The 20254-nt window shown below is 67.6% G+C and carries 18 protein-coding genes; 15 read left to right on the plus strand and 3 right to left on the minus strand.

Annotation, left to right across the window (positions count from 1 at the left end; genetic code table 11):
* Positions 1-43 precede the first annotated feature (43 nt).
* The 5 genes from ftsW to ftsZ all read left to right on the plus strand — a co-directional run bounded on the left by ftsW (position 44) and on the right by ftsZ (position 6338).
* Positions 44-1531 carry a putative lipid II flippase FtsW gene (ftsW, locus tag ACLJPD_RS29640; RefSeq protein WP_410876492.1) on the plus strand — a complete coding sequence of 496 codons (1488 nt, stop codon included), beginning with the start codon at positions 44-46 and terminating at the stop codon, positions 1529-1531.
* 47 nt (positions 1532-1578) lie between these two features.
* Positions 1579-2694 (plus strand): undecaprenyldiphospho-muramoylpentapeptide beta-N-acetylglucosaminyltransferase, encoded by a 1116-nt coding sequence (murG, locus tag ACLJPD_RS29645; RefSeq protein WP_410876493.1) that lies wholly within the window; start codon positions 1579-1581, stop codon positions 2692-2694.
* 92 nt (positions 2695-2786) lie between these two features.
* The gene (murC, locus tag ACLJPD_RS29650) at positions 2787-4229 is read left to right on the plus strand and encodes a UDP-N-acetylmuramate--L-alanine ligase (protein WP_410876565.1); all 1443 of its coding nucleotides are present in this window, start codon (positions 2787-2789) and stop codon (positions 4227-4229) included.
* Between the two features lie 8 nt (positions 4230-4237).
* Positions 4238-4915 carry a cell division protein FtsQ/DivIB gene (locus ACLJPD_RS29655; protein WP_410876494.1) on the plus strand — a complete coding sequence of 226 codons (678 nt, stop codon included), beginning with the start codon at positions 4238-4240 and terminating at the stop codon, positions 4913-4915.
* A 160-nt stretch (positions 4916-5075) separates the two neighbouring features.
* Positions 5076-6338 (plus strand): cell division protein FtsZ, encoded by a 1263-nt coding sequence (ftsZ, locus tag ACLJPD_RS29660; RefSeq protein WP_410876495.1) that lies wholly within the window; start codon positions 5076-5078, stop codon positions 6336-6338.
* Positions 6339-6403: 65 nt separating this feature from the next.
* On the opposite strand, the gene ACLJPD_RS29665 is transcribed toward ftsZ, so the two are convergent.
* Complete coding sequence (locus ACLJPD_RS29665) at positions 6404-6949, minus strand: hypothetical protein (RefSeq protein WP_410876496.1); 546 nt, start codon at positions 6947-6949, stop codon at positions 6404-6406.
* Between the two features lie 179 nt (positions 6950-7128).
* Here ACLJPD_RS29665 and ACLJPD_RS29670 point away from each other — a divergent pair, with 179 nt between their 5' ends.
* The 8 genes from ACLJPD_RS29670 to ileS all read left to right on the plus strand — a co-directional run bounded on the left by ACLJPD_RS29670 (position 7129) and on the right by ileS (position 17451).
* Positions 7129-10065, plus strand: coding sequence for an AAA family ATPase (locus tag ACLJPD_RS29670; protein WP_410876497.1), 2937 nt, complete (start codon positions 7129-7131; stop codon positions 10063-10065).
* A gap of 43 nt (positions 10066-10108) precedes the next feature.
* Positions 10109-10840 (plus strand): peptidoglycan editing factor PgeF, encoded by a 732-nt coding sequence (gene pgeF, locus ACLJPD_RS29675; protein WP_410876498.1) that lies wholly within the window; start codon positions 10109-10111, stop codon positions 10838-10840.
* Positions 10837-11574, plus strand: coding sequence for a YggS family pyridoxal phosphate-dependent enzyme (locus tag ACLJPD_RS29680; protein WP_410876499.1), 738 nt, complete (start codon positions 10837-10839; stop codon positions 11572-11574). Before pgeF ends, ACLJPD_RS29680 begins: the two co-directional genes overlap by 4 nt.
* 107 nt (positions 11575-11681) lie before the next feature.
* Complete coding sequence (locus ACLJPD_RS29685) at positions 11682-12437, plus strand: cell division protein SepF (protein ID WP_410876500.1); 756 nt, start codon at positions 11682-11684, stop codon at positions 12435-12437.
* Positions 12438-12526: 89 nt separating this feature from the next.
* On the plus strand, positions 12527-12829 hold the full coding sequence (locus ACLJPD_RS29690) for a YggT family protein (RefSeq protein ID WP_067459304.1): 303 nt from the start codon (positions 12527-12529) through the stop codon (positions 12827-12829).
* A 60-nt stretch (positions 12830-12889) separates the two neighbouring features.
* Positions 12890-13747, plus strand: coding sequence for a DivIVA domain-containing protein (locus ACLJPD_RS29695; RefSeq protein WP_410876501.1), 858 nt, complete (start codon positions 12890-12892; stop codon positions 13745-13747).
* Positions 13748-13836: 89 nt separating this feature from the next.
* Positions 13837-14037, plus strand: coding sequence for a hypothetical protein (locus ACLJPD_RS29700; protein ID WP_410876502.1), 201 nt, complete (start codon positions 13837-13839; stop codon positions 14035-14037).
* 279 nt (positions 14038-14316) lie between these two features.
* The gene (ileS, locus tag ACLJPD_RS29705) at positions 14317-17451 is read left to right on the plus strand and encodes an isoleucine--tRNA ligase (protein ID WP_410876503.1); all 3135 of its coding nucleotides are present in this window, start codon (positions 14317-14319) and stop codon (positions 17449-17451) included.
* A gap of 62 nt (positions 17452-17513) precedes the next feature.
* Here the strand turns inward: ileS and ACLJPD_RS29710 are convergent, their stop codons facing one another.
* A complete protein-coding gene (locus ACLJPD_RS29710; RefSeq protein WP_410876504.1) occupies positions 17514-17927 on the minus strand; it encodes an organic hydroperoxide resistance protein in 414 nt (137 codons plus the stop codon).
* Between the two features lie 77 nt (positions 17928-18004).
* On the opposite strand from ACLJPD_RS29710, the gene ACLJPD_RS29715 reads away from it, so the two are divergent.
* Positions 18005-18538 (plus strand): TetR/AcrR family transcriptional regulator, encoded by a 534-nt coding sequence (locus ACLJPD_RS29715; RefSeq protein WP_410876505.1) that lies wholly within the window; start codon positions 18005-18007, stop codon positions 18536-18538.
* A 273-nt stretch (positions 18539-18811) separates the two neighbouring features.
* Positions 18812-19327, plus strand: coding sequence for a C40 family peptidase (locus ACLJPD_RS29720; RefSeq protein WP_410876506.1), 516 nt, complete (start codon positions 18812-18814; stop codon positions 19325-19327).
* Here ACLJPD_RS29720 and ACLJPD_RS29725 read toward each other — a convergent pair.
* On the minus strand, positions 19324-20205 hold the full coding sequence (locus tag ACLJPD_RS29725; RefSeq protein ID WP_410876507.1) for a UTP--glucose-1-phosphate uridylyltransferase: 882 nt from the start codon (positions 20203-20205) through the stop codon (positions 19324-19326). The genes ACLJPD_RS29720 and ACLJPD_RS29725 overlap by 4 nt on opposite strands.
* Positions 20206-20254 lie beyond the last annotated feature (49 nt).

Genomic DNA, 20254 nt, shown 5'->3' on the forward strand with positions numbered 1-20254 from the left:
AAGGCGCGCCCGGTCGAACCGTCACCGCCCAAGAGGGGGCAGCGTGGGTAAGAGCCGGGGCAGCGTGGACGACAGCCGGGTCGCGACGGGCGCGAGTACCCGTCGAAAGAGTTCGGGGCAACCGAATTGGGCGGGGGAGCGGTTCGGCGCGTGGTTGGCTCGGCCGCTCGCGTCGTTCCTCCTGATCGTCACCATCGCCACCCTGCTCACGGTGCTCGGTCTGGTGATGGTGCTGTCGGCGTCGAGTGTCGAGGCCTATGCCGGTGGTGGTTCGGCCTACTCGCTGTTCATCCAGCAGGCGATGTTCGCCGCGCTCGGCGCTGTCGCGTTCTATGTGGCGCTGCGGCTGCCGCTGCGGTTCCTGCGCCAGTGGTCGTTCCCGATCTTCAGCATCTCGGTGCTCGCGTTGGTGCTGGTGCTCATTCCCGGCATCGGCTCGATCCACGGCGGCGCGCGCCGCTGGTTCGACATCGGCCCGCTGTCGATCCAGCCCTCCGAAGTCGTCAAGGTGACCCTGATCGTGTGGGGTGCGCACCTGCTCGCCTCGCGCCGGGGCGCCCACCTCAAGGACATCCTGGTACCGCTGGTGCCCGCCGGTCTGCTGGTGTGTCTGCTGGTGGTGCTCGAGCCGAACCTGTCGACCACCATCGCGCTCGGCATCGTGTTGATGGCGTTGCTGTGGTTCGGCGGGCTGCCGGTGCGGTTGTTCGTCGGGATCCTCGTCACCGGCCTGGTCGCCGCGTCGGTGCTGGCGCTGTCGGCCGGCTACCGCTCCGACCGGGTGCGCGCGTTCTTCAACCCCGGTGACGATCCGCAAGGCGTCAACTACCAAGCACGCCAAGCCAAGTACTCCCTCGCCGACGGCGGCATCTGGGGCCGTGGCCTCGGCCAGAGCCGCGCGAAGTGGAGCTACCTGCCCAACTCGCACAACGACTTCATCTTCGCCATCATCGGTGAGGAACTGGGCTTCCTCGGCTGCATGCTGGTGCTGGCACTGCTGGCCCTGTTCGTCTATGCGGGCATTCGCATCGCGTTGCGCTCGGTCGACCCGTTCCTGCGCCTGCTCACCGCCACCGCCACCACCTGGATCACCGCGCAGGCGCTGATCAACATCGGCTACGTCGTCGGGCTGCTGCCGGTGACCGGTCTGCAGTTGCCGTTGGTGTCCGCCGGTGGCTCCTCGCTGGCGATCACGCTGTTCATGTTCGGCATCATCGCCAGCGCCGCCCGGCACGAACCGGAGGCCGTCTCGGCGTTGCAGGCCGGTCAGGACGGCCGACTCAGCCGACTGCTGCGACTGCCGGTGCCCGAGGTGTACACCCCGCCGAGCCCGCCGCGTAAGCCCGCGCCGCGCGCCAGAACCGAACGCCCACGTCAGGCACCCCGTCGCCAACCGCCCGCCGACCGGAGGCGACGTGCGCCGGAGAGCCGCGGTACGAGTTCGCTACGGTCGACACGAGCATGGGAGCCGACCTATCCGATGCCACACCGCCCGGTGAAACGGCGGACCGGCGGAGGTAGCGGAACGTGACAAGGCCTTCGCGAGATTCGATACGACAGAGAACGAGGTAGATCCAGGTGAGTAACCCGCGATCCGGGTTGTCGGTGATCGTCGCAGGCGGGGGAACCGCAGGCCACATCGAACCCGCGTTGGCAGTCGCCGACGCGCTGCGCAGACTCGACGATTCGATCCGGGTGACGGCCTTGGGTACCGAACGTGGACTCGAGACGAAACTGGTGCCCGAACGTGGGTACCCCTTGAAACTCATCCCGCCGGTGCCGTTGCCGCGCAAGCCCTCCGCCGACCTGCTGCGACTACCCGGCCGCGTACGCGCCTCGGTCAAGGCCACCAGGGCGGTGATCGACGACGTCCAGGCCGATGTGATCATCGGTTTCGGCGGTTATGTCGCACTGCCCGCCTACCTCGCCGCTCGCGGTGGGCTGTTCGGCCGCAAGCGCAAGGTGCCGGTGATCGTGCACGAGGCCAACGCGAAGGCCGGGATCGCCAACAAGGTCGGTGCCCGTCTTGCCGCGAAAGTGCTGGCCGCCGTCCCTGATTCGGGGCTGGCCGGCGCACAGGTCGTCGGTATTCCGGTGCGCGCCTCCATCACCGAGCTCGATCGTCCGGCGCTGCGCGCACAGGCTCGCGCACACTTCGGACTGCCCGCCGAGGGTCCGGTGCTGCTGGTGTTCGGCGGTTCGCAGGGCGCGCGCAGTCTCAACGAGGCCGTCTCCGGTGCCGCACCGCAACTCGCGGCCGCGGGTGTCTCGGTGTTGCACGCGCACGGCCCGAAGAACAGTGTCGAGGTGAGCACCGCCGACGCACCCGCACCGTATGTCGCGGTGCCCTACCTGTCCCGCATGGACCTGGCCTACGCCGCCGCCGACGCGGTGGTGTGCCGATCCGGTGCGATGACCGTGGCCGAGGTGTCGGCGGTCGGCCTGCCCGCCTTCTACGTGCCCTTGCCGCACGGCAACGGCGAACAGGAATTCAACGCCCGACCAGTGGTGGCGCAAGGTGGTGGCACAATTGTGGCCGACGCCGAGTTGACCCCGAAATATGTGATCGAAGAGGTGATTCCGCTGCTGCTCGACCCCGCCGCACTCGCGCAGATGAGCCGCGCCGCCGCAGGCGCAGGCCATCGCGACGCCGCCGATACGGTGGCCAGGATCGTCACCGAGGTCGCCCGATGAGCGAGCCCGAAGCCGAGCGCGGTGGTTCGAGCGCGGGCCGGATCGGCGAATCCGCCGGTGCCGCCCTGCCGCCCGAGCTCGAGCGCGTGCACATGGTCGGCATCGGTGGAGCCGGCATGTCGGGCATCGCGCGCATCCTGCTCTCGCGGGGCGGCAAGGTCTCCGGTTCCGATGCCAAGGAGAGCCGTGGGGTGCTGTCGCTGCGGGCCCGCGGCGCCGAGGTGCGTATCGGCCACTCCGCCGACGCACTCGACCTGCTGCCCGGCGGCCCGACGGTCGTCGTCACCACCTACGCCGCCATTCCGAAGACCAATCCCGAACTGGTCGAAGCGAATCGGCGCGATATCCCGGTCCTGATGCGTCCCACGGTGCTCGCCTCGTTGATGCGCGGGCACAAGACCCTGCTGGTCTCGGGCACCCACGGCAAGACCTCCACCACCTCGATGCTGATCGTCACGCTGCAGCACTGCGGCGCCGACCCGTCGTTCGCGGTCGGCGGCGAGCTCAACGAGGCGGGCACCAACGCCCACCACGGCAGCGGCGACATCTTCGTCGCCGAGGCCGACGAGTCCGACGGCTCACTGCTGCAATACGACCCGGACGTCGCCGTGGTCACCAATATCGAATCCGATCACCTGGACTACTTCGGCACCGACGAGGCCTACGTCCAGGTCTTCGACGACTTCGCCGACCGGCTCGCCCCCGGCGGCCTGCTGGTGGTGTGCCTCGACGATCCCGGTTCGCGCGCGCTGGCTCAACGGGTCGCACCGCGGATGGCCGGACGCGGGATCACGGTCCTCGGTTACGGCTCGGGCGATCTCGCCGACGCCCCCGTGACCGTCGGTGCGCGCCTGCTCGACTGGCAACCGCGTGACATCGGCGGCATCGTCGAATTCCAGCTCGACGGCGAAACCACCCCGCGTGCGCTGCGACTGTCGGTGCCGGGCAGGCACATGGCGCTCAACGCGCTGGCCGCGCTGCTGGCCGCCCGCGCCACCGGCGTCGATGTCGACGAGATCGTGCAGGGCCTGGAGGGATTCGGCGGCGTGCATCGCCGGTTCCAGTTCACCGGCCGGGAAAACGGTGTCCGCGTCTTCGACGACTACGCCCACCACCCCACCGAGGTCAGGGCCGTGCTCGAGGCCGCCGCGCAGCTCGTCGCCCAGGAGGCACGCGACGGCGCGCGCACCCGTCGCGGCCGGGTGATCGTGGTGTTCCAGCCGCATCTGTACAGCCGCACCGCCACGTTCGCGGCCGAGTTCGGCACCGCGCTGAGCCTGGCCGACGAGGTGGTCGTGCTCGACGTCTACGGCGCCCGCGAGGATCCGCTGCCCGGCGTCAACGGCGCGCTGGTCGCCCAGTCGGTGACCAAACCTGTGCACTACCAGCCGGATATGTCCAAGGTCGGCAAGCAGGCCGCCGGGCTCGCGGGCGACGGTGACGTCGTGATCACCATGGGTGCGGGCGATGTCACCATGCTCGGCAGCCAGATCCTCGACGGCCTGCGAGCCAGGCCGCAGCAGGGCGGCCGGTGAGGTTGCCGATGCCCGCCGCGCGCGGGTGGCACGGCTACCGTCTCTGGACGGTGGTCGGAGTGGTCGTGGTGAGCCTGCTGGTGGTGCTGGCCTGGTTCACCCCGGCGCTGTCGGTGCGCACCGTGCGTATCGACGGCCTGTCCGCGGTGCCGGAGGTCGACGTGCGCGCTCGGCTCGAAATTCCGGACGGCCGTTCGATGCTGCGCATCGACACCACCGCGATCGCCCAGCGCGTCGCCGCGATCCCGAAGGTGCGCTCGGTCCGGGTGCAACGCAAATTCCCCTCGACGGTGCTGGTCACCGTCGTGGAGCGCACACCGGTGGTGTATTTCGACGCACCGGACGGCGCGCACCTGGTCGACGCGGAGAGCGTCGAATTCGCGATCGAACCCGAACCGCCCATCGGGGTGCCGAAACTGCTCACCGAGGGCTCTTTCACCGGCCCTGCGGCGGCCAGGGCGGCCGTCGAGGTGCTGGTCACCCTGCCGCCCGCGCTGTCGGTGCAGGTGGGCGAGGTTGTCGCGCGGTCGATTTCGGACGTCTCGCTGAGCCTTCGCGATGGCAGGAAGGTAGTGTGGGGCGGCACGGGCGACGGCGAGCGCAAAGCTGCCGTCGTGTTGCCGCTCCTGACCCGTGAGGGGACCGTGTTCGACGTTTCGAGTCCGAATCTGGTCACGGTAAAGTGAGCGACATTCTTTGTGGCACAAGATTCTGGCTCTCATCTCGGCGCGCCTGCGCCGCGATCGCAGTGGCTGCGAATAGCGTTCCGCAGCAGTCGGATACTTGACATAACGCCAACCCTATGGTTGAGGTTGAGGGTTTAAGATCGAAGGAAGGCGAGAGCCCATGACGCCCCCGCACAACTACCTTGCAGTGATCAAGGTCGTCGGTATCGGCGGCGGCGGCGTGAACGCCGTCAACCGAATGATCGAACAGGGACTCAAGGGAGTCGAGTTCATCGCGGTCAATACCGACGCGCAAGCCCTGCTGATGAGTGATGCCGACGTCAAACTCGATGTCGGTCGCGAACTCACCCGAGGTCTCGGTGCCGGAGCCGATCCGGAAGTCGGCCGCAAGGCCGCAGAAGACCACAAGGACGAGATCGAAGAGGTGCTCAAGGGCGCCGACATGGTCTTCGTCACGGCGGGCGAGGGTGGTGGCACCGGAACCGGTGGCGCACCCGTCGTCGCCAGCATCGCCCGCAAGCTGGGCGCGTTGACTATAGGAGTCGTCACCCGGCCGTTCTCTTTCGAGGGCAAGCGGCGCGGGAACCAGGCCGAAGTAGGGATCAACCTGCTTCGCGAGTCGTGCGACACCCTCATCGTCATTCCGAACGACCGGCTGCTGCAGCTGGGCGACGCGGCGGTGAGTCTGATGGACGCCTTCCGCTCCGCGGATGAGGTGCTGCTCAACGGTGTTCAGGGTATTACCGACCTGATCACCACCCCCGGTCTGATCAACGTCGACTTCGCCGACGTCAAGAGCGTGATGTCCGGTGCCGGATCGGCGCTCATGGGCATCGGCTCGGCGCGCGGTGAGGGTCGTTCGGTGAAGGCGGCCGAGACGGCGATCAACTCGCCGCTGCTGGAAGCCTCCATGGACGGCGCGCACGGCGTGCTGCTCTCGATCGCGGGCGGCTCCGATCTCGGTCTGTTCGAGATCAACGAGGCAGCCTCGCTGGTGCAGGAGGCGGCCCACATCGAGGCCAACATCATCTTCGGTACGGTCATCGACGATTCGCTCGGCGACGAAGTGCGGGTCACCGTCATCGCCGCCGGTTTCGACGGCGGCGGTCCGTCGCGGCGAAGTTCTGAGGCCAGCGCGGTCACGACCAGCCGGACCGGGGCGAACCCGATCGGTTCCGGCCGCGCGGGCGAGATCGGCCAGGGACGCTCCTCCGAGGCCCCGTCGCGTCCCACCGAGCCCGCCACGGCCGGGGTGTCCGGTGGTCGGGCCGCGGCGCCGAATTACCGCGACACGGAGCGTTACCGGGAGTCGGAGCGGCAGCGGGTCACCGAACGGGCGATGAACGAGGTCAACAACTCCTCGCCACGTGACGACGGCGACGATGACGACGACATCGATATTCCCATCTTCATGCGTCGATAAGCACTCACACACGCGAAAGCGCCCGACTCCTGTCGAGTTCGGGCGCTTTCGCGTGGTGCGCGGGATCAGCCCTTGGCGCTGCCGAGGCAGTAGGTGATCTTCGGATCATTGACCACCAGCACCTGGTCGGCGTCCTCGCCGCACAGTTGCTCGTCGACCTGGCCGTCGACGCGGGAGACGACCTTGAAGCTGGCTTCGGGGGCCGTGCACGGCACGAACTTGTAGCCGGTCATCATGCCCTCGTTGTAGCAGCTGCCCTCGGTGAAATTCGGGGCGAGACAGAGGAACGCGACCGTGCCGCCGCTGCCGAAGGTCTCCTCGTAGGAGGTGTAGTCCTCGTGGCACTCGACCTTCTTGTCGTGCACCTGGACGACCTGGTAGACGGCATTCTCGGCCGAGCAGGGGACGGGCTCGGTCTTGGAGTCGATCATCGACGCCGAGATCACGTTGATGCACTCACCGACCTTCGAGCGGGCGGTATCGGACTTGCTCGCGTCCTTGGCCACATCGGTGACCTTGTCCACGGCCGAGCAACCCGCGGCACCGAGTGCCGCGACCGCCAGCAGTGCGAGCGAGAACCGCGAAACCATTCCCTTGCCGGTGAACGTCATGCGAACCTTCTTTCTGCAGAACCGCACCGCTGACCCTTCGGCGGTGTCGGCCCCGACCACCCAACCCGACCGCGCCCCCGCGAGCATCCGGGAAATCACGGTATTTTCGTTCGGTGGTAGCCGCTAAGCTCTGATCCGGCCGCTCCGACGGCCGAGATCGCCAGTGAGTACGGAGTGCCATGTTCGAACGCGCCTTCGTGGGTCGCGCCACCGAACTAGCCGCGCTGACCACGACGTTCACCGGCCCCGACGCGCCCTGGTTGCTACTGGTCGACGGCCCCGCGGGTATCGGCAAGTCCCGCTTGATCGCCGAGTTCGCCGGCGCGGTCTCCGGGCGGGTGGTGATGGTGACCGGAGTCGAAGACGCCCAGGCTCAACCGGGCTACCTAGCCGACGACATCGTCGAGCAGGTAGGCGAGTGCGCGACCGATGACGACGGCGCCGCGGTCGTGGACGCACCGTCGGGCATCGTCGCGACAGTGGGGGCGGCCGGTCGCGGTGCCACACAGCCCGAAGGCCACTCGGTCGATGTCGACCGTGCTCGCCGGCTGCGGCGGGTGCTCGGCGCGAGGCAGACCATGCTCGTCGTCGACGATCTCCAGTGGGCTGATCCGGAGTCGGTGCGGCTGCTGGCCTTTCTGATCCGGAACCGGCCGACGCCGGGATTCCGGTTGTTGCTCGCCTTTCGCGAAGGCGGCTGTCCACCGTCGATCGCCCGGTTGACGCGGGCACCTCGGGTGCGAACCGCGCAGGTACGGGTGCCGCCGCTCACCGAATCCGAGGTCGATGAGTTGTTGCCGCGCGAGGATCGGCATCGGCGGGCCAGGTTGTTCAGTGCCTCCCACGGCAATCCGCTGTATCTGACACTGCTCGCCGATCTCCCCGCCCGTGAACTCGACCGCGTGCTGGGTGGCGACGACCTCGATCCCGCGTCGGAAGCAGGCGAGGGCCGGGCACCGCGCGGTGTCGGCGCCCCCGATCCCGCGTCGAACGGGTATGCGGCGCTGGACCGGACCATTCGCGCCGAACTCGCCCAACTGCCGGAAACCGAGCGCCTGATCGTGCAGGCCGCTGCCGTCTGTGGTGTGGCGGTCGACCTCGAATTGCTGTGTGCGACGGTGGACCTCGATGAGCTTTCAGTGGTGTCGGGAGTGGATGGGCTGGTCGGGCGTGGGGTCCTCACAGTGCTCGACGGCGCGGTGTCGGTGGCCCACCCGCTGATTCGCACTGCCGCGTATCGCCTGGCCGGGCACGGCTGGCGAGCGTTGGCCCACCGGCGCGCGGCGATCGTTCTGCGTGCGCGCCAGGCACCGATGCCGGTGCGCGCACGGCATCTCGAGCACGCGTTGCTCGGCGCCGACGAGATCGCCGGTGCGGAGCTGCGACTGGCCGCCGAGCAGGTGCTGGCCGACGCACCAGCGGCGAGCGCGCGCTGGCTCGCGGCCGCCGCGCGCATCGCCCCCGCGCTCGCCCACCCGCTGGCCGACGCCGTGTCATCGGGCCGGGCCCAATTGCTGTCCGGTGCGGCCGAACAGGCGGGGCAGACCCTCCAGGTGGCCGCGGCCACCGCAGGTCCGCATCAACTGGAAGCGCTGCTGTTGTCGGCTCGCTGCGCACGGATGCTCGGCCGCGTCGGCCGGGCGAGAACGCTGCTCGGCGTCGGTGCCACGCTGCCCCGCCGCCCCGGCGACGGCCCGGTGCAATTGGAACTGGCCATCCTGGAGATGCAGGACCACCAAGACGTCGAAGGCGCGGCCCGCCTCACCGCGCTGTTCGACTCCGACGCCATCGACGACCCCGCCATCCGCGCCGCCGCGCTGGCTCTGCGCTGCCTCGGCCTGCTCGCCGATGCGCGAATCGCCGAGGCCGCTCCGCTCTATGAGCGCTGCCACCACGCCTTCGACCAGCTCACCGACACCGCTCTGCGCGAAGTAGTGCACGCCGCCCCTGCCTTCGGCTGGTGCGCGTACTTCCTCGACCGTGATGCGAACGGTCTGCACCACCTGGACCGCGCGATCGCGGTGACCCACCGCTTCGGCCGTACCTACGCGCTGGCCGAACTCCACACGGTCCGCGCCTACTCACTGGCCAAACTGGGCCGCCTCCACGACGCCGTCGCCGCCGCCGACGAAGCCACCGACGCCGCGACCACCTTCCACTATCCGGACCTGCTCGCCCTGGCCGGCGCACTGAAACTGCGCACCCTCCAACTGACTGCCCCACCCGAAGCGGTCACCACGCAGTGGCACACCGTCGCCGCCCTCCCACGCCCCACCATGCGCTGGTGGCGCCAGGTAGTGGAGACCACACTCACCGAAACCGCCCGTACCCTGCGACTCCCACCTCCGACAGTCGAACCCGACCGAGACCGCCCCGGCCCCTTCACGCCGACCCAGCTCTCCCGAGCCGCCCATGCCGCCATAGCCACGGGCGACCTCGCCACCGCCGCCGCCCTGATCACCCGAGCCGAAGCAGCCACCGCCGCGAGCCGCACCCGTACCCACGATGCCGCAGTCGGTGTGGGTGACTCGTCCGTCACATCGGACCGGGCAGATGCGGGTACCGAGGGAGCGGCCCCAGTGGACGGCAACGTCGACTGCCTGGGCAGTCAGGTCGGCGCGGCTGCGTTGGCGCGCGCCGACTACGCCGCGGCGGCCGGCGACGTGGCCGCGGCGGCAGCGAGTGTCGAGGTGGCGATCGCGGCGTTCACCCGTGCCGGGATGGTCGTGAATCGGGCGCAGGCCGAGTTGTTCGCCGGTGTCATCGCGGGCAGGTGTGGCGATTTCGGCGCCGCGACGAGCCGATTCGCTTGCGCGCGTGCGGTTTTCCTCGCCACCGGCGCCACCCGCCTGCTCGACGAGGTGACTACCGAACAACGCCGACTCGCGGGCGCCCAGCGGGTGGGCACCCCTACCACCCTGACCAAGCGCGAACGCGAGATCGCCGATCTGGCCGCCAACGGCCACACCAACAAGGCCATCGCCGAGCATCTCTATCTCAGCCCACGCACCGTCGAGGACCACCTCAGCCGAGTCCTGCGAAAACTGGATCTGACCGGTCGCGCGGGAATCGCTCGCAAGCTCGGCGAACTCGACGCCGCGGCGGCCGCGGTGTGACCGCGATGGCTGTCCGGCACCGTGACCGCACTACCCTCGAACCATGACTTCCGCACCTCCTACCGTGACCGTCCGCCGGGTGACCACCACTCGCACCGGTGGCTTCTCCGCCGCGCCCTACGACTCGTTCAACCTGGGTGACCACGTCGGTGACGATCCGGAAGCTGTGCGCCGCAACAGGATTCGGCTGGCCGATGGCATCGGTCTGCGCCCGGACCGGCTGGTGTGGATGGAGCAGGTGCACGGGCGCACTGTCGAGATCGTCGACGGGCCGCGCGCCGAACCGGTCCCGGTGACCGACGCGCTGGTCACGACCGTGCCGGGCCTGGCACTGGTGGTGCTCACCGCCGACTGCGTGCCGATCCTGCTCTCCGACGACGAGGCGGGCGTCATCGCTGCCGTCCACGCGGGCCGTATCGGCGCCAGGATCGGCATCGTAGGGCGAGTCCTCGACGCGATGGTCTCGGTCGGCGCCCGGGTCGATCGCATCGGCGCGTTTCTCGGCCCCGCCGCCTCGGGCCGCCAGTACGAGGTCCCGGCCGCCATGCGCGCTGATGTCGAAGCCCACCTGCCGGGCAGTGCGACCACGACCGTCCGCAAAACCCCCGGTCTCGACTTGCGCGCGGGCATCCGCCGACAGCTCACCGAGGCGGGTGTCGCCGGAATCGCCGTCGACCCCCGCTGCACCATCGAGGACAAAACCCTGTTCAGCCACCGCCGCGGTGCCCCCACCGGCCGCATCGCCGGTGTGATCTGGATGGACCCCGCCGCGTGACGACCGACATCGCGGCAGACGCCGCCCGCACCGCGGAACTCTCGGCCCGTCTCGACGGCCTGCTCGCCCGCATCGACGCCGCGGTCGAATCCGCGGGTCGCCCGGCGGGTTCGGTCAACCTGCTCCCGGTGACGAAGTTCTTCCCGGCCGCCGATGTCGCCATCCTGCACGCCCTCGGCCGACGCGAATTCGGCGAGTCCCGCGAGCAGGAAGCCTCGGCGAAGGTCGACGAACTCGCCTACGACGATGTCGCGTGGCACATGATCGGCCGTTTACAACGCAACAAGGCACGCGCGGTAGCCCGCTGGGCGCACACCGTGGCCTCGGTCGACAGCGAACGTCTGGCAAACGCCCTGGACAGAGCCGCGCAGGACGCACTGGCAGCCGGCGAGCGTATCGCGCCGCTGCGCGTCCTGCTGCAAGTGAGCTTGGATGCGGATCCTGGACGCGGGGGTGTCGCACCCGCCGATCTGCTCGCCTTGGCCGACCTGGTAGCGAAGGCGCCGGGCCTGCATCTGGCCGGTCTGATGGCGATTCCGCCCCTTGACACCCCGACTGATGTGTCGTTTGCGAATCTTGCGACATTGCACACTTCGCTGCTCGCGCAACACGCCGAAGCCACCGAGCTTTCCGCAGGTATGTCGGGTGATTTGGAGATTGCGGTCGAACACGGTTCGACGTGCGTGCGTGTCGGAACTGCCTTGATGGGCATCCGACCGATAACCTCGGCGTAGCAAAGAAACCTCACCAGTCACATTCGACACATACGATTGGGCCGAAGAGGCGCTGAGCAAGAACTTCAACACCCGGCCGCCACCGGGGCCGAAGGAAGGTCGACCAGATGAGTACCCTGCATAAGTTCAAGGCGTACTTCGGCATGGTTCCGCTCGATGAGTACGAAGACGACTATGTCGACGATCATGCCCCTCGCGGTGCCGAGGAGCGCGTGGGCCGCGTCCGCCCGCGCAGCTACGACCGCTATGCCGACGACCGTTACGGCTCCGACCGTTTCGAGGACGAGGTCGACGACTTCCCACAGCCGGCCTACAAGTCGGCCTACCAGGCGCGTCGCGACGACTACGTCGCCGACACCTACGCCGACGATCGCTACGAGACGCCGCGTCGCCCCACCAGGATCGAAACGGCGCCGTCGTCGGGCCGGTCCTTCCGGGCAGGCGGTGTCGCACCCGGTATGCGTGGCTCCACTCGTGGTGCGCTCGCGGTCGATCCCGACGCCGAGGAGCGCAGGCTGGAGGAGCGCATGCGCCCCGAGCCCGCGCCCGCACGGCGTCCTGGGATCTTCGAGGACGGAGGTCCCTTGTCCAAGATCACCACGCTGCGTCCGCGCGACTACAGCGAGGCCAGGATCATCGGTGAACGGTTCCGCGAAGGAAATCCGGTCATCATGGATCTGGTCGATCTGAGCAATGCGGATGCGAAAAGGCTGGTCGATTTCGCGGCCGGGCTCGCGTTCGCGCTGCGTGGTTCGTTCGACAAGGTGGCGACGAAGGTGTTCCTGCTCTCACCCGCCGATGTCGACGTATCGGCGGAAGAACGCCGCCGGATCGCGGAAAACGGCTTCTACAACCAGAAATAGCGTCCGCGCACTCGGTACCGAGATGGCCGCCCGCGCACTGCGCGGCGCGGCCATTTTGCGCGCCGGGTGTTTTGCGGCAGAGTGAAGCCGTGGCCCTGTTCGCGGTTCTGTACCTCGTGCTTTTCATCTTCTGGCTGTTGCTCATCAGTCGGGTGATCGTGGAGTTCATTCGCAGTTTCGCGCGCGACTGGCGCCCGACCGGTGTAGTGGTGATCGTCCTCGAGGCGATCTTCACTGTTACCGACCCTCCGGTGAAACTTCTGAGGCGGTTGATACCTCCTGTGAATCTTGGGGGGATTCGTCTCGATCTTTCGATAATGGTCCTGCTCTTCCTCGTCTTCATCCTGATGTCGATCGTGGGTAGGCTCGGGCAGCCCGTGACCTCCGTGTGACACAATGAATCGAGAAGACCGCTTGCTAGTTCTCCAAAAGACGCGTGAAGGGATCCTTCGATGCCGCTGACTCCTGCCGATGTGCACAACGTCGCGTTCAGCAAACCGCCGATCGGTAAGCGCGGCTACAACGAGGACGAGGTCGATGCCTTCCTGGATCTCGTCGAACAGGAGCTTTCGCGCCTGATCGAGGAGAACGCCGACCTGCGTCAGCGGGTCGCCGAACTCGACACCGAGCTGGCCGACGCCAAGAAGAACCGCGGCCCGGCCCCGGTCAACGCGGCCAAGGCGCCTGTCCAGCAGGCTCCACCGCCCATACCAGAACCTGTTCCGCAGCCGATTCCGGCCGCGCCGCCCGCCCCGATGCCCGTCGCGGCACCGGTGCAGAACAACGGCCCGGACGCGAACATGCAGGCCGCGAAGGTGCTCACCCTGGCGCAGGAGATGGCAGACCGTCTCACCACCGACGCCAAGACCGAGTCCGAGGGACTGCTCTCGAACGCGCGGGCAAACTCCGAGCGACTGGTCGGCGACGCCCGCACCCGCTCGGAAGCGATGATCGCCGACGCGCGTCAGAAGTCCGACGCGATGCTGGCCGACGCGCAGAACCGCTCCGACACCCAGATCCGGCAGGCCAAGGACAAGGCAGAGGCGCTCACCGCCGATGCCGAGCGTCAGCATGCCGAGATCATGGCCACGATCACCCAGCAGCGCACGGTGCTGGAAAGCCGCATCGAGCAGCTGAAGACCTTCGAGCGCGAGTACCGCGTGCGCCTGAAGTCCTACCTGGAATCGCAGCTGGAAGAGCTCGAGAACCGTGGGTCGGCCGTGCCGGTCGACGGCGGCGAGTTCGCGGGCGAAACCAACGGTTCGGCCAACAGTCTGGCTCCGGCTTCCTTCGCCAAGGGCGCCAAGTAAACTGGTTTCCGAGTCGCGCGACGCAGCGCGTCGCGTGATTCGGGAATGCCCAGCTATTTTCGGGCTGCTCGGTTGGCTTGGGAGTCAGCATGCTCGTCTTAACGCTTGTTCTCGCGGCGATCGGTTTCGGACTGCTGGTCGCAGCGCTCGCCACCGGTTCGGTGGTGTGGGCGTGGGGGTGCATTCTGATCTGTGTTGTCGGTGCCGCGAGTTTGCTCGTGAGCGCACTGGTCACCCGGAAACCGGAGAGCGAACCTGTCCCACCCGGCCGACACGCCCGGCGGAACTGAGCCGGCGCGAAATATCGGCTGGACGCGTCCGGCTAGAATCGAAGTACACATGGCGCTGATCCGGCTATCACCGGGGAGCCTTCGGAAGAACGGCGCTTCGCGCTCAGTAGAACCGAACGGGTGAGCCCGTCACAGCTCACACAACGAGAGGCCTGGCCCCTTCCGTAGGGAGTGGATCAGGCAAACGGGGTGGTACCGCGGTACGGCGCACCGGCGCCGACATCGTCCCCGTGCCCACATTCCGCGCCGACGGCGCGGCGGCACGAGGAGCAATCCGCGATGGCGGACGAGACAACTACCGGTAGCGCATACCCCCGGGTCGATTTCGGCGCGGCCGCGGGCGCGTCCTTCCCGGAGCTCGAAACCCAGGTGCTCGACTACTGGGCTCGCGATGACACCTTCCGCGCCAGCATCGACAACCGCGACGGGGAAGCCGAGTTCGTCTTCTACGACGGACCGCCCTTCGCCAACGGCCTGCCGCACTACGGCCACCTGCTGACCGGCTACGTCAAGGACCTGATCCCGCGCTTCCAAACGATGCGTGGCAAGAAGGTCGACCGCCGCTTCGGCTGGGACACCCACGGCCTGCCCGCCGAGATCGAGGCCGAGAAGCAGCTCGGCATCACCGACAAGGCGCAGATCGACGAGATGGGCCTGGCCGAGTTCAACGCCGCCTGTAAGTCGTCGGTGCTGCGGTACACGAACGAGTGGCGCGAATACGTCACCCGGCAGGCCCGCTGGGTCGACTTCGACAACGACTACAAGACCCTCGACCTCGATTTCATGGAGTCGGTCATGTGGGCGTTCAAGTCGCTGCACGAGAAGGGCCTGATCTATCAGGGCTTCCGCGTGCTGCCCTACAGCTGGTACGAGCAGACGCCGCTGTCGAACCAGGAGACCCGCCTCGACGACGCGTACAAGATGCGTCAGGACCCCGCGGTCACCGTCGACATGCGTCTGAGCGTCCCCGCCGAGCACCCCTTCGCGGCCCTCGACGGCGCGAACGCGCTGATCTGGACCACCACGCCATGGACCCTGCCGTCCAACCTCGCGATCGCGGTGCACCCCGACGTGCGCTACGTGCACGTGCGCGGTACCGACGACAAGCGTTACCTGCTCGCCGCCGAACGTCTTTCGCACTACAGCCGCGAACTGGGCGAGGAGCCCGAGGTGCTCGGTGAGTACGACGGCGCCGCCCTGTCCGACCTGTCCTACGCCCCGCCGTTCGACTTCTTCGTCGGCCATCCGAACGCGCACCGCGTACTCACCGCCGACTACGTCACCACCGACTCCGGTACCGGAATCGTCCACCTCGCACCGGCTTTCGGTGAAGAGGATATGGACGTGGCAGGAGCCAACGGCATCGAGATCGTCCAGCCACTCGACCCGGCGGGCAAGTTCACCTCGATGGTGCCGCCGTACGAGGGCCTGATGGTGTTCGACGCCAATCCGGTGATCATCAAGGACCTCAAGGCCGCCGGCAAGCTGTTGCGGCACGAGACGATCGAGCACTCCTACCCGCACAGCTGGCGCTCCGGTCAGCCGTTGATCTACATGGCCGTGCCGTCGTGGTTCGTCGCGGTGACCAAGTTCCGCGACCGGATGGTCGAGCTCAATCAGCAGATCAGCTGGGTGCCCGAGCACATCCGCGACGGCCAGTTCGGCAAGTGGCTCGAGGGCGCGCGCGACTGGAACATCAGCCGAAACCGGTACTGGGGCAGCCCGATCCCGGTCTGGGTCTCCGACGACCCGGCGTACCCGCGCGTGGACGTCTACGGATCGCTGGACCAGCTCGAAGCCGACTTCGGCGTGCGTCCCACCGACCTGCACCGCCCCTACATCGACGACCTCACCCGCGCCAATCCCGATGACCCGACCGGGAATTCGACCATGCGCCGGGTACCCGAGGTACTCGACTGCTGGTTCGAGTCGGGCTCGATGCCCTATGCCCAGGTGCACTACCCGTTCGAGAACAAGGAGTGGTTCGACAGCCACTTCCCCGGCGATTTCATCGTCGAGTACAACGGGCAGACGCGTGGCTGGTTCTACACCCTGCACGTGCTCTCGACGGCGCTGTTCGACTCGCCGTCGTTCAAAACCGTTGCCGCGCACGGCATCGTGCTCGGTGACGACGGCCTGAAGATGTCGAAGTCGAAGGGTAACTATCCCGACGTCAACGAGGTCTTCGATCGCGACGGCTCCGACGCCATGCGCTGGTTCCTGATGAGTTCGCCCATCCTGCGCGGTGGCAATCTCATCGTCACCGAGCGTGGCATCCGCGAAGGCGTGAGCCACGCGATGCGGCCGCTGTGGAACGCGTGGACGTTCCTGCAGCTCTACGCCTCGAAGCCCGGTGTACGGCGCACGGATTCGCCGAACGTGCTCGATCGCTACATCCTCGCCAAGCTCGCGGTCACCCGCGACGTGGTGACCGAGTCGCTGGAAACCTACGACATCGCCGGTGCCGCCGACGAACTGCGTGGTTTCGCCGACGCGCTCACCAATTGGTATGTGCGCCGGTCGCGTTCGCGGTTCTGGTCCGAGGACCGCGACGCGGTCGACACCCTGCACACGGTCCTCGAGGTGGTCACCCGCCTCGCCGCGCCGCTGCTGCCGCTGATCACCGAGGTGATCTGGCGTGGGCTCACCGGCGAACGTTCGGTGCACCTCACCGACTGGCCGACCGAGACCGAGCTGCCACACGATCCCGAACTCGTCGCCGCGATGGACGAGGTGCGGGTGGTCTGCTCCACCGTGCTGAGCCTGCGCAAGGCGCAGAACCTGCGGGTGCGACTGCCACTGGCCGAGGTCACCATCGCCGCGGCCGATGCCGAGCGGTTGGCGCCGTTCACCGAGCTGATCGCCGACGAGGTCAACGTCAAGAAGGTCGACCTGACCACCGACGTGTCCGCGCACGGCCGGTTCGAACTGGTCGTCAACGCGCGCGCCGCCGGCCCGCGCATCGGTAAGCAGGTCCAGACGGTGATCAAGGCCGTCAAGGCGGGGGAGTGGAGCGAGTCCGCCGACGGTGTCGTCACCGCCGCGGGGATCACCCTGCTGCCCGAGGAGTACACCCAGCGCCTGGTGGCCGCCGAACCCGAGTCCACCGCCGCCCTGCCCGGCAATGCCGGACTGGTGGTGCTGAACTCGGTGGTCACCGAGGAGCTGGAGGCCGAGGGCTGGGCCCGCGACCTCATCCGCGACCTGCAGGAGACCCGTAAGTCGCAGGGTCTCGCGGTGTCCGACCGGATCAGCGTGGTCCTGGATGTCCCTGCCGAGCGGGCGCAGTGGGCCGCGACCCATCGCGACCTGATCGCCGGGGAAATCCTCGCCACCGCACTGACTTTCGGTGACGCCGGTGTCGATGCCGCCGAGATCACGGGCGGCGTGAAGGTTTCGGTCGCCAAGGTTTAGGTGTTTGCAGCTGAGAAAGGTCCGGGCATTCAGTGCCCGGACCTTTCCTATTTCGTCGACTGTTACTCGACAACCAGTTCCACCGGGATGTTGCCCCGGGTGGCATTGGAGTACGGGCACACCTGGTGGGTGGTCTCGATCAACTGCTGGCCCTGCTCGTTGTGCAGGTGCTCGGGCAGTTCCACGCGCAGTACCACCGAGAGGCCGAAGCGGCCGCCCTCGAGCGGATTCAGACCGACCTCGGCCGTCACCGACGCGTCGTCGGCATCGAGCTTCATCCGCTTGGCGACCAACTGCAGCGCGCTCGCGAAACAAGCCGAATAGCCGGCTGCGAAGAGCTGCTCCGGGTTGGTGCCCGCGCCGTCGCCACCCATTGCCTTGGGGCGGGCGAGCGTCAGATCGAGCACGCCGTCATCGGTGTACGAACGGCCGTCGCGGCCGACCGAGGTGGCGATCGCGGTGTAGATGGGAGCCATGGTGTCCTCCTAGACAGACTTGTCTGTGCACTTTCTTGCTGCTGAGAGTAGACAGGTCTGTCTGGTATTGTCAAGGGGTGAGTGTCGCCCGTGATCGTCTACTCGAAACCGCTACTCGGTTGTTCTATACCGAGGGCGTGCACACTGTCGGCATCGACCGGATCATCGCCGAGGCCGGCATCGCCAAGGCTACGTTCTACCGGCACTTCAAAACCAAAGAAGACCTGGTAGTCGCCTATTTGCAGCGGGAGTACGCGCGTCAGCGCGACGCGCTGGAATCGGTGCCGGGCGAGGGTTTCGCGACCATCACCACCATCTTCGACACGCTCAGCGACATCAGTTGCGGCCCCGGCTTCCGTGGCTGCCCCTTCCTCAACGCTGCCGTCGAGTTCCCCAACCCGGCACACCCGGTCCGTCTCGTGGTCGACGACTATCGCACCTGGTTCCGTGAACTCATGGCCGAACACCTCCGTGCGGGCGGCCATGCCGCCCCCGACTACGCGGCCCGCGCCCTACTTCTCACCCGCGACGGCGTCACCATCAGTGGCGGCGTCGGTGACAACGACACGGTGCGCGCCGGTATTCGCGCGGCATTGACGCTCATCGCCTGAGTGTGCGCGAAAAGATGCTGAAAAGTTGCTGAACATTGTGACATCGGCGAACTTCTCCGGCAGAATCGTGATGTTACTGCTGATGCGCAGGGAACCGCTGAGGCGGCAGTGACTGCTCGTGACGATTGTCCTGTGGAAACGGTGTCGTGCCAAGGTCTCAGTACCTCGGCGTGGACACCGGATCAGTGGGTGGCTCACCCGAGGATCAGGCGATGCCGCCCGATAGCCGACCAGCCGGAGGCCTAGCTCCCGGCCGTGAGGAAGGGCGCGCACATGAAGCGAAAACTCTCGAGACGTATGGCCTTCGGCTTTGTCGCCACCATCACCACGACCCTCACCCTCGCGGGGCCGGCGTTTGCGCAGCCGGGCAGCGCGTCGGGCTCGGGCGAATCGGGTTCGTCGACAGGCAGTTCCAGCGGCTCCGGCATGATCCCGCTGCCAAGCGCCACCGGCATCGGCGCACTCACCGCCGCCATGACCCAGCTCGGCAAACCCTACGAGTGGGGCGCCATGGGCCCGCACTCCTGGGACTGCTCGGCGCTGGTCCAGTGGGCGTTCCGGCAGGTCGGCGTCACTCTGCCGCGCACCACCTGGGAACAGGCGAAAGTCGGACTCCCGGTCACCTTCGGCGGACTGGCACCCGGCGACGTCGTCATCCTCAACGGCGACGGTTCCCACGTCGGCATCTACGCAGGTGGGGGCCAACTCCTCGACGCCCACGACTGGGGCGTCCCCGTCGGCCTGCACCCGTTACGCGAATTCGACATCTTCGCGATCAGAAGGTTCTAGTTCTCGTCCACCAGCTGCCGCAGTAGCGGGCCGTATTCTGGGTGGGCGAGGGCCGAGGCGAACTGGGCTACCAGGTAGTCGGCCGGGTTGCCGGTGTCGTACCAGCGACCCTGGATGACCTGGCCGTACACCGCGTGCTCGGTGGCGTAGTTGTTGATCGCGTCGGTCAGGTACACCTCGCCGGTCTGGTGGGTGTACCAGTTCTCGGTCTGGGTGCGCAGTTCATCGATGATGCCCGGGGTCACCACGTACCCACCGATCGCCGCGAAGGCCGACGGCGCGTCTTCGGGCTTGGGCTTCTCCATCAGGCCGGAGATGCGAAGCAGCCCGTCGTCGAGGTCCTCGCGCACCACCGGCACACCGTAGCGCTGCGATTCACCCGGCGACATCGGCAGCAGCGCCAACACCGGGCACCCGGTCGATTCGTAGGCGGTGATCAGCTGCTGGGCGCGGGGAACTTCGGCGACGAACACGTCGTCGGGCCACAGCACCAGCATCGGTTCGTCGCCGAGGTGGCGTGCCGCGTTGAGCACCGGCGTGCCGTTGCCGTACGGGCCGTGCTGGTCGAGATAGGTGATGTGACCCTCGCGGGAGAGCTCACCGACCTCCTCCACGGCATCGGCGTAGGCGGACTTGCCGTCGGCGCGCAGCTGTGCGACCAGTGCCGGATTCGGCCGGAAGTGATCCTGGATCAGCGACTTGCCGCTGCTCACCACGATGGTGATGTCGGTGATCCCGGAGGCCACCAGTTCACGCACCGTGTGTTCGATGACCGGTTTGTCGCCGACCGGCAGCATCTCCTTCGGCGTCGCCTTGGTCAGCGGAAGCAGCCGGGAGCCGATTCCCGCCGCCGGAATGACAGCCTTGCGGATCTTCATCCCTCGATCATCACATATCTGCCTGTGTGATCGGTGTGCCACGGTGGGG

It is taken from the genome of Nocardia sp. A7, from assembly GCF_046549215.1.
In the GTDB taxonomy this organism is placed as follows: domain Bacteria; phylum Actinomycetota; class Actinomycetes; order Mycobacteriales; family Mycobacteriaceae; genus Nocardia.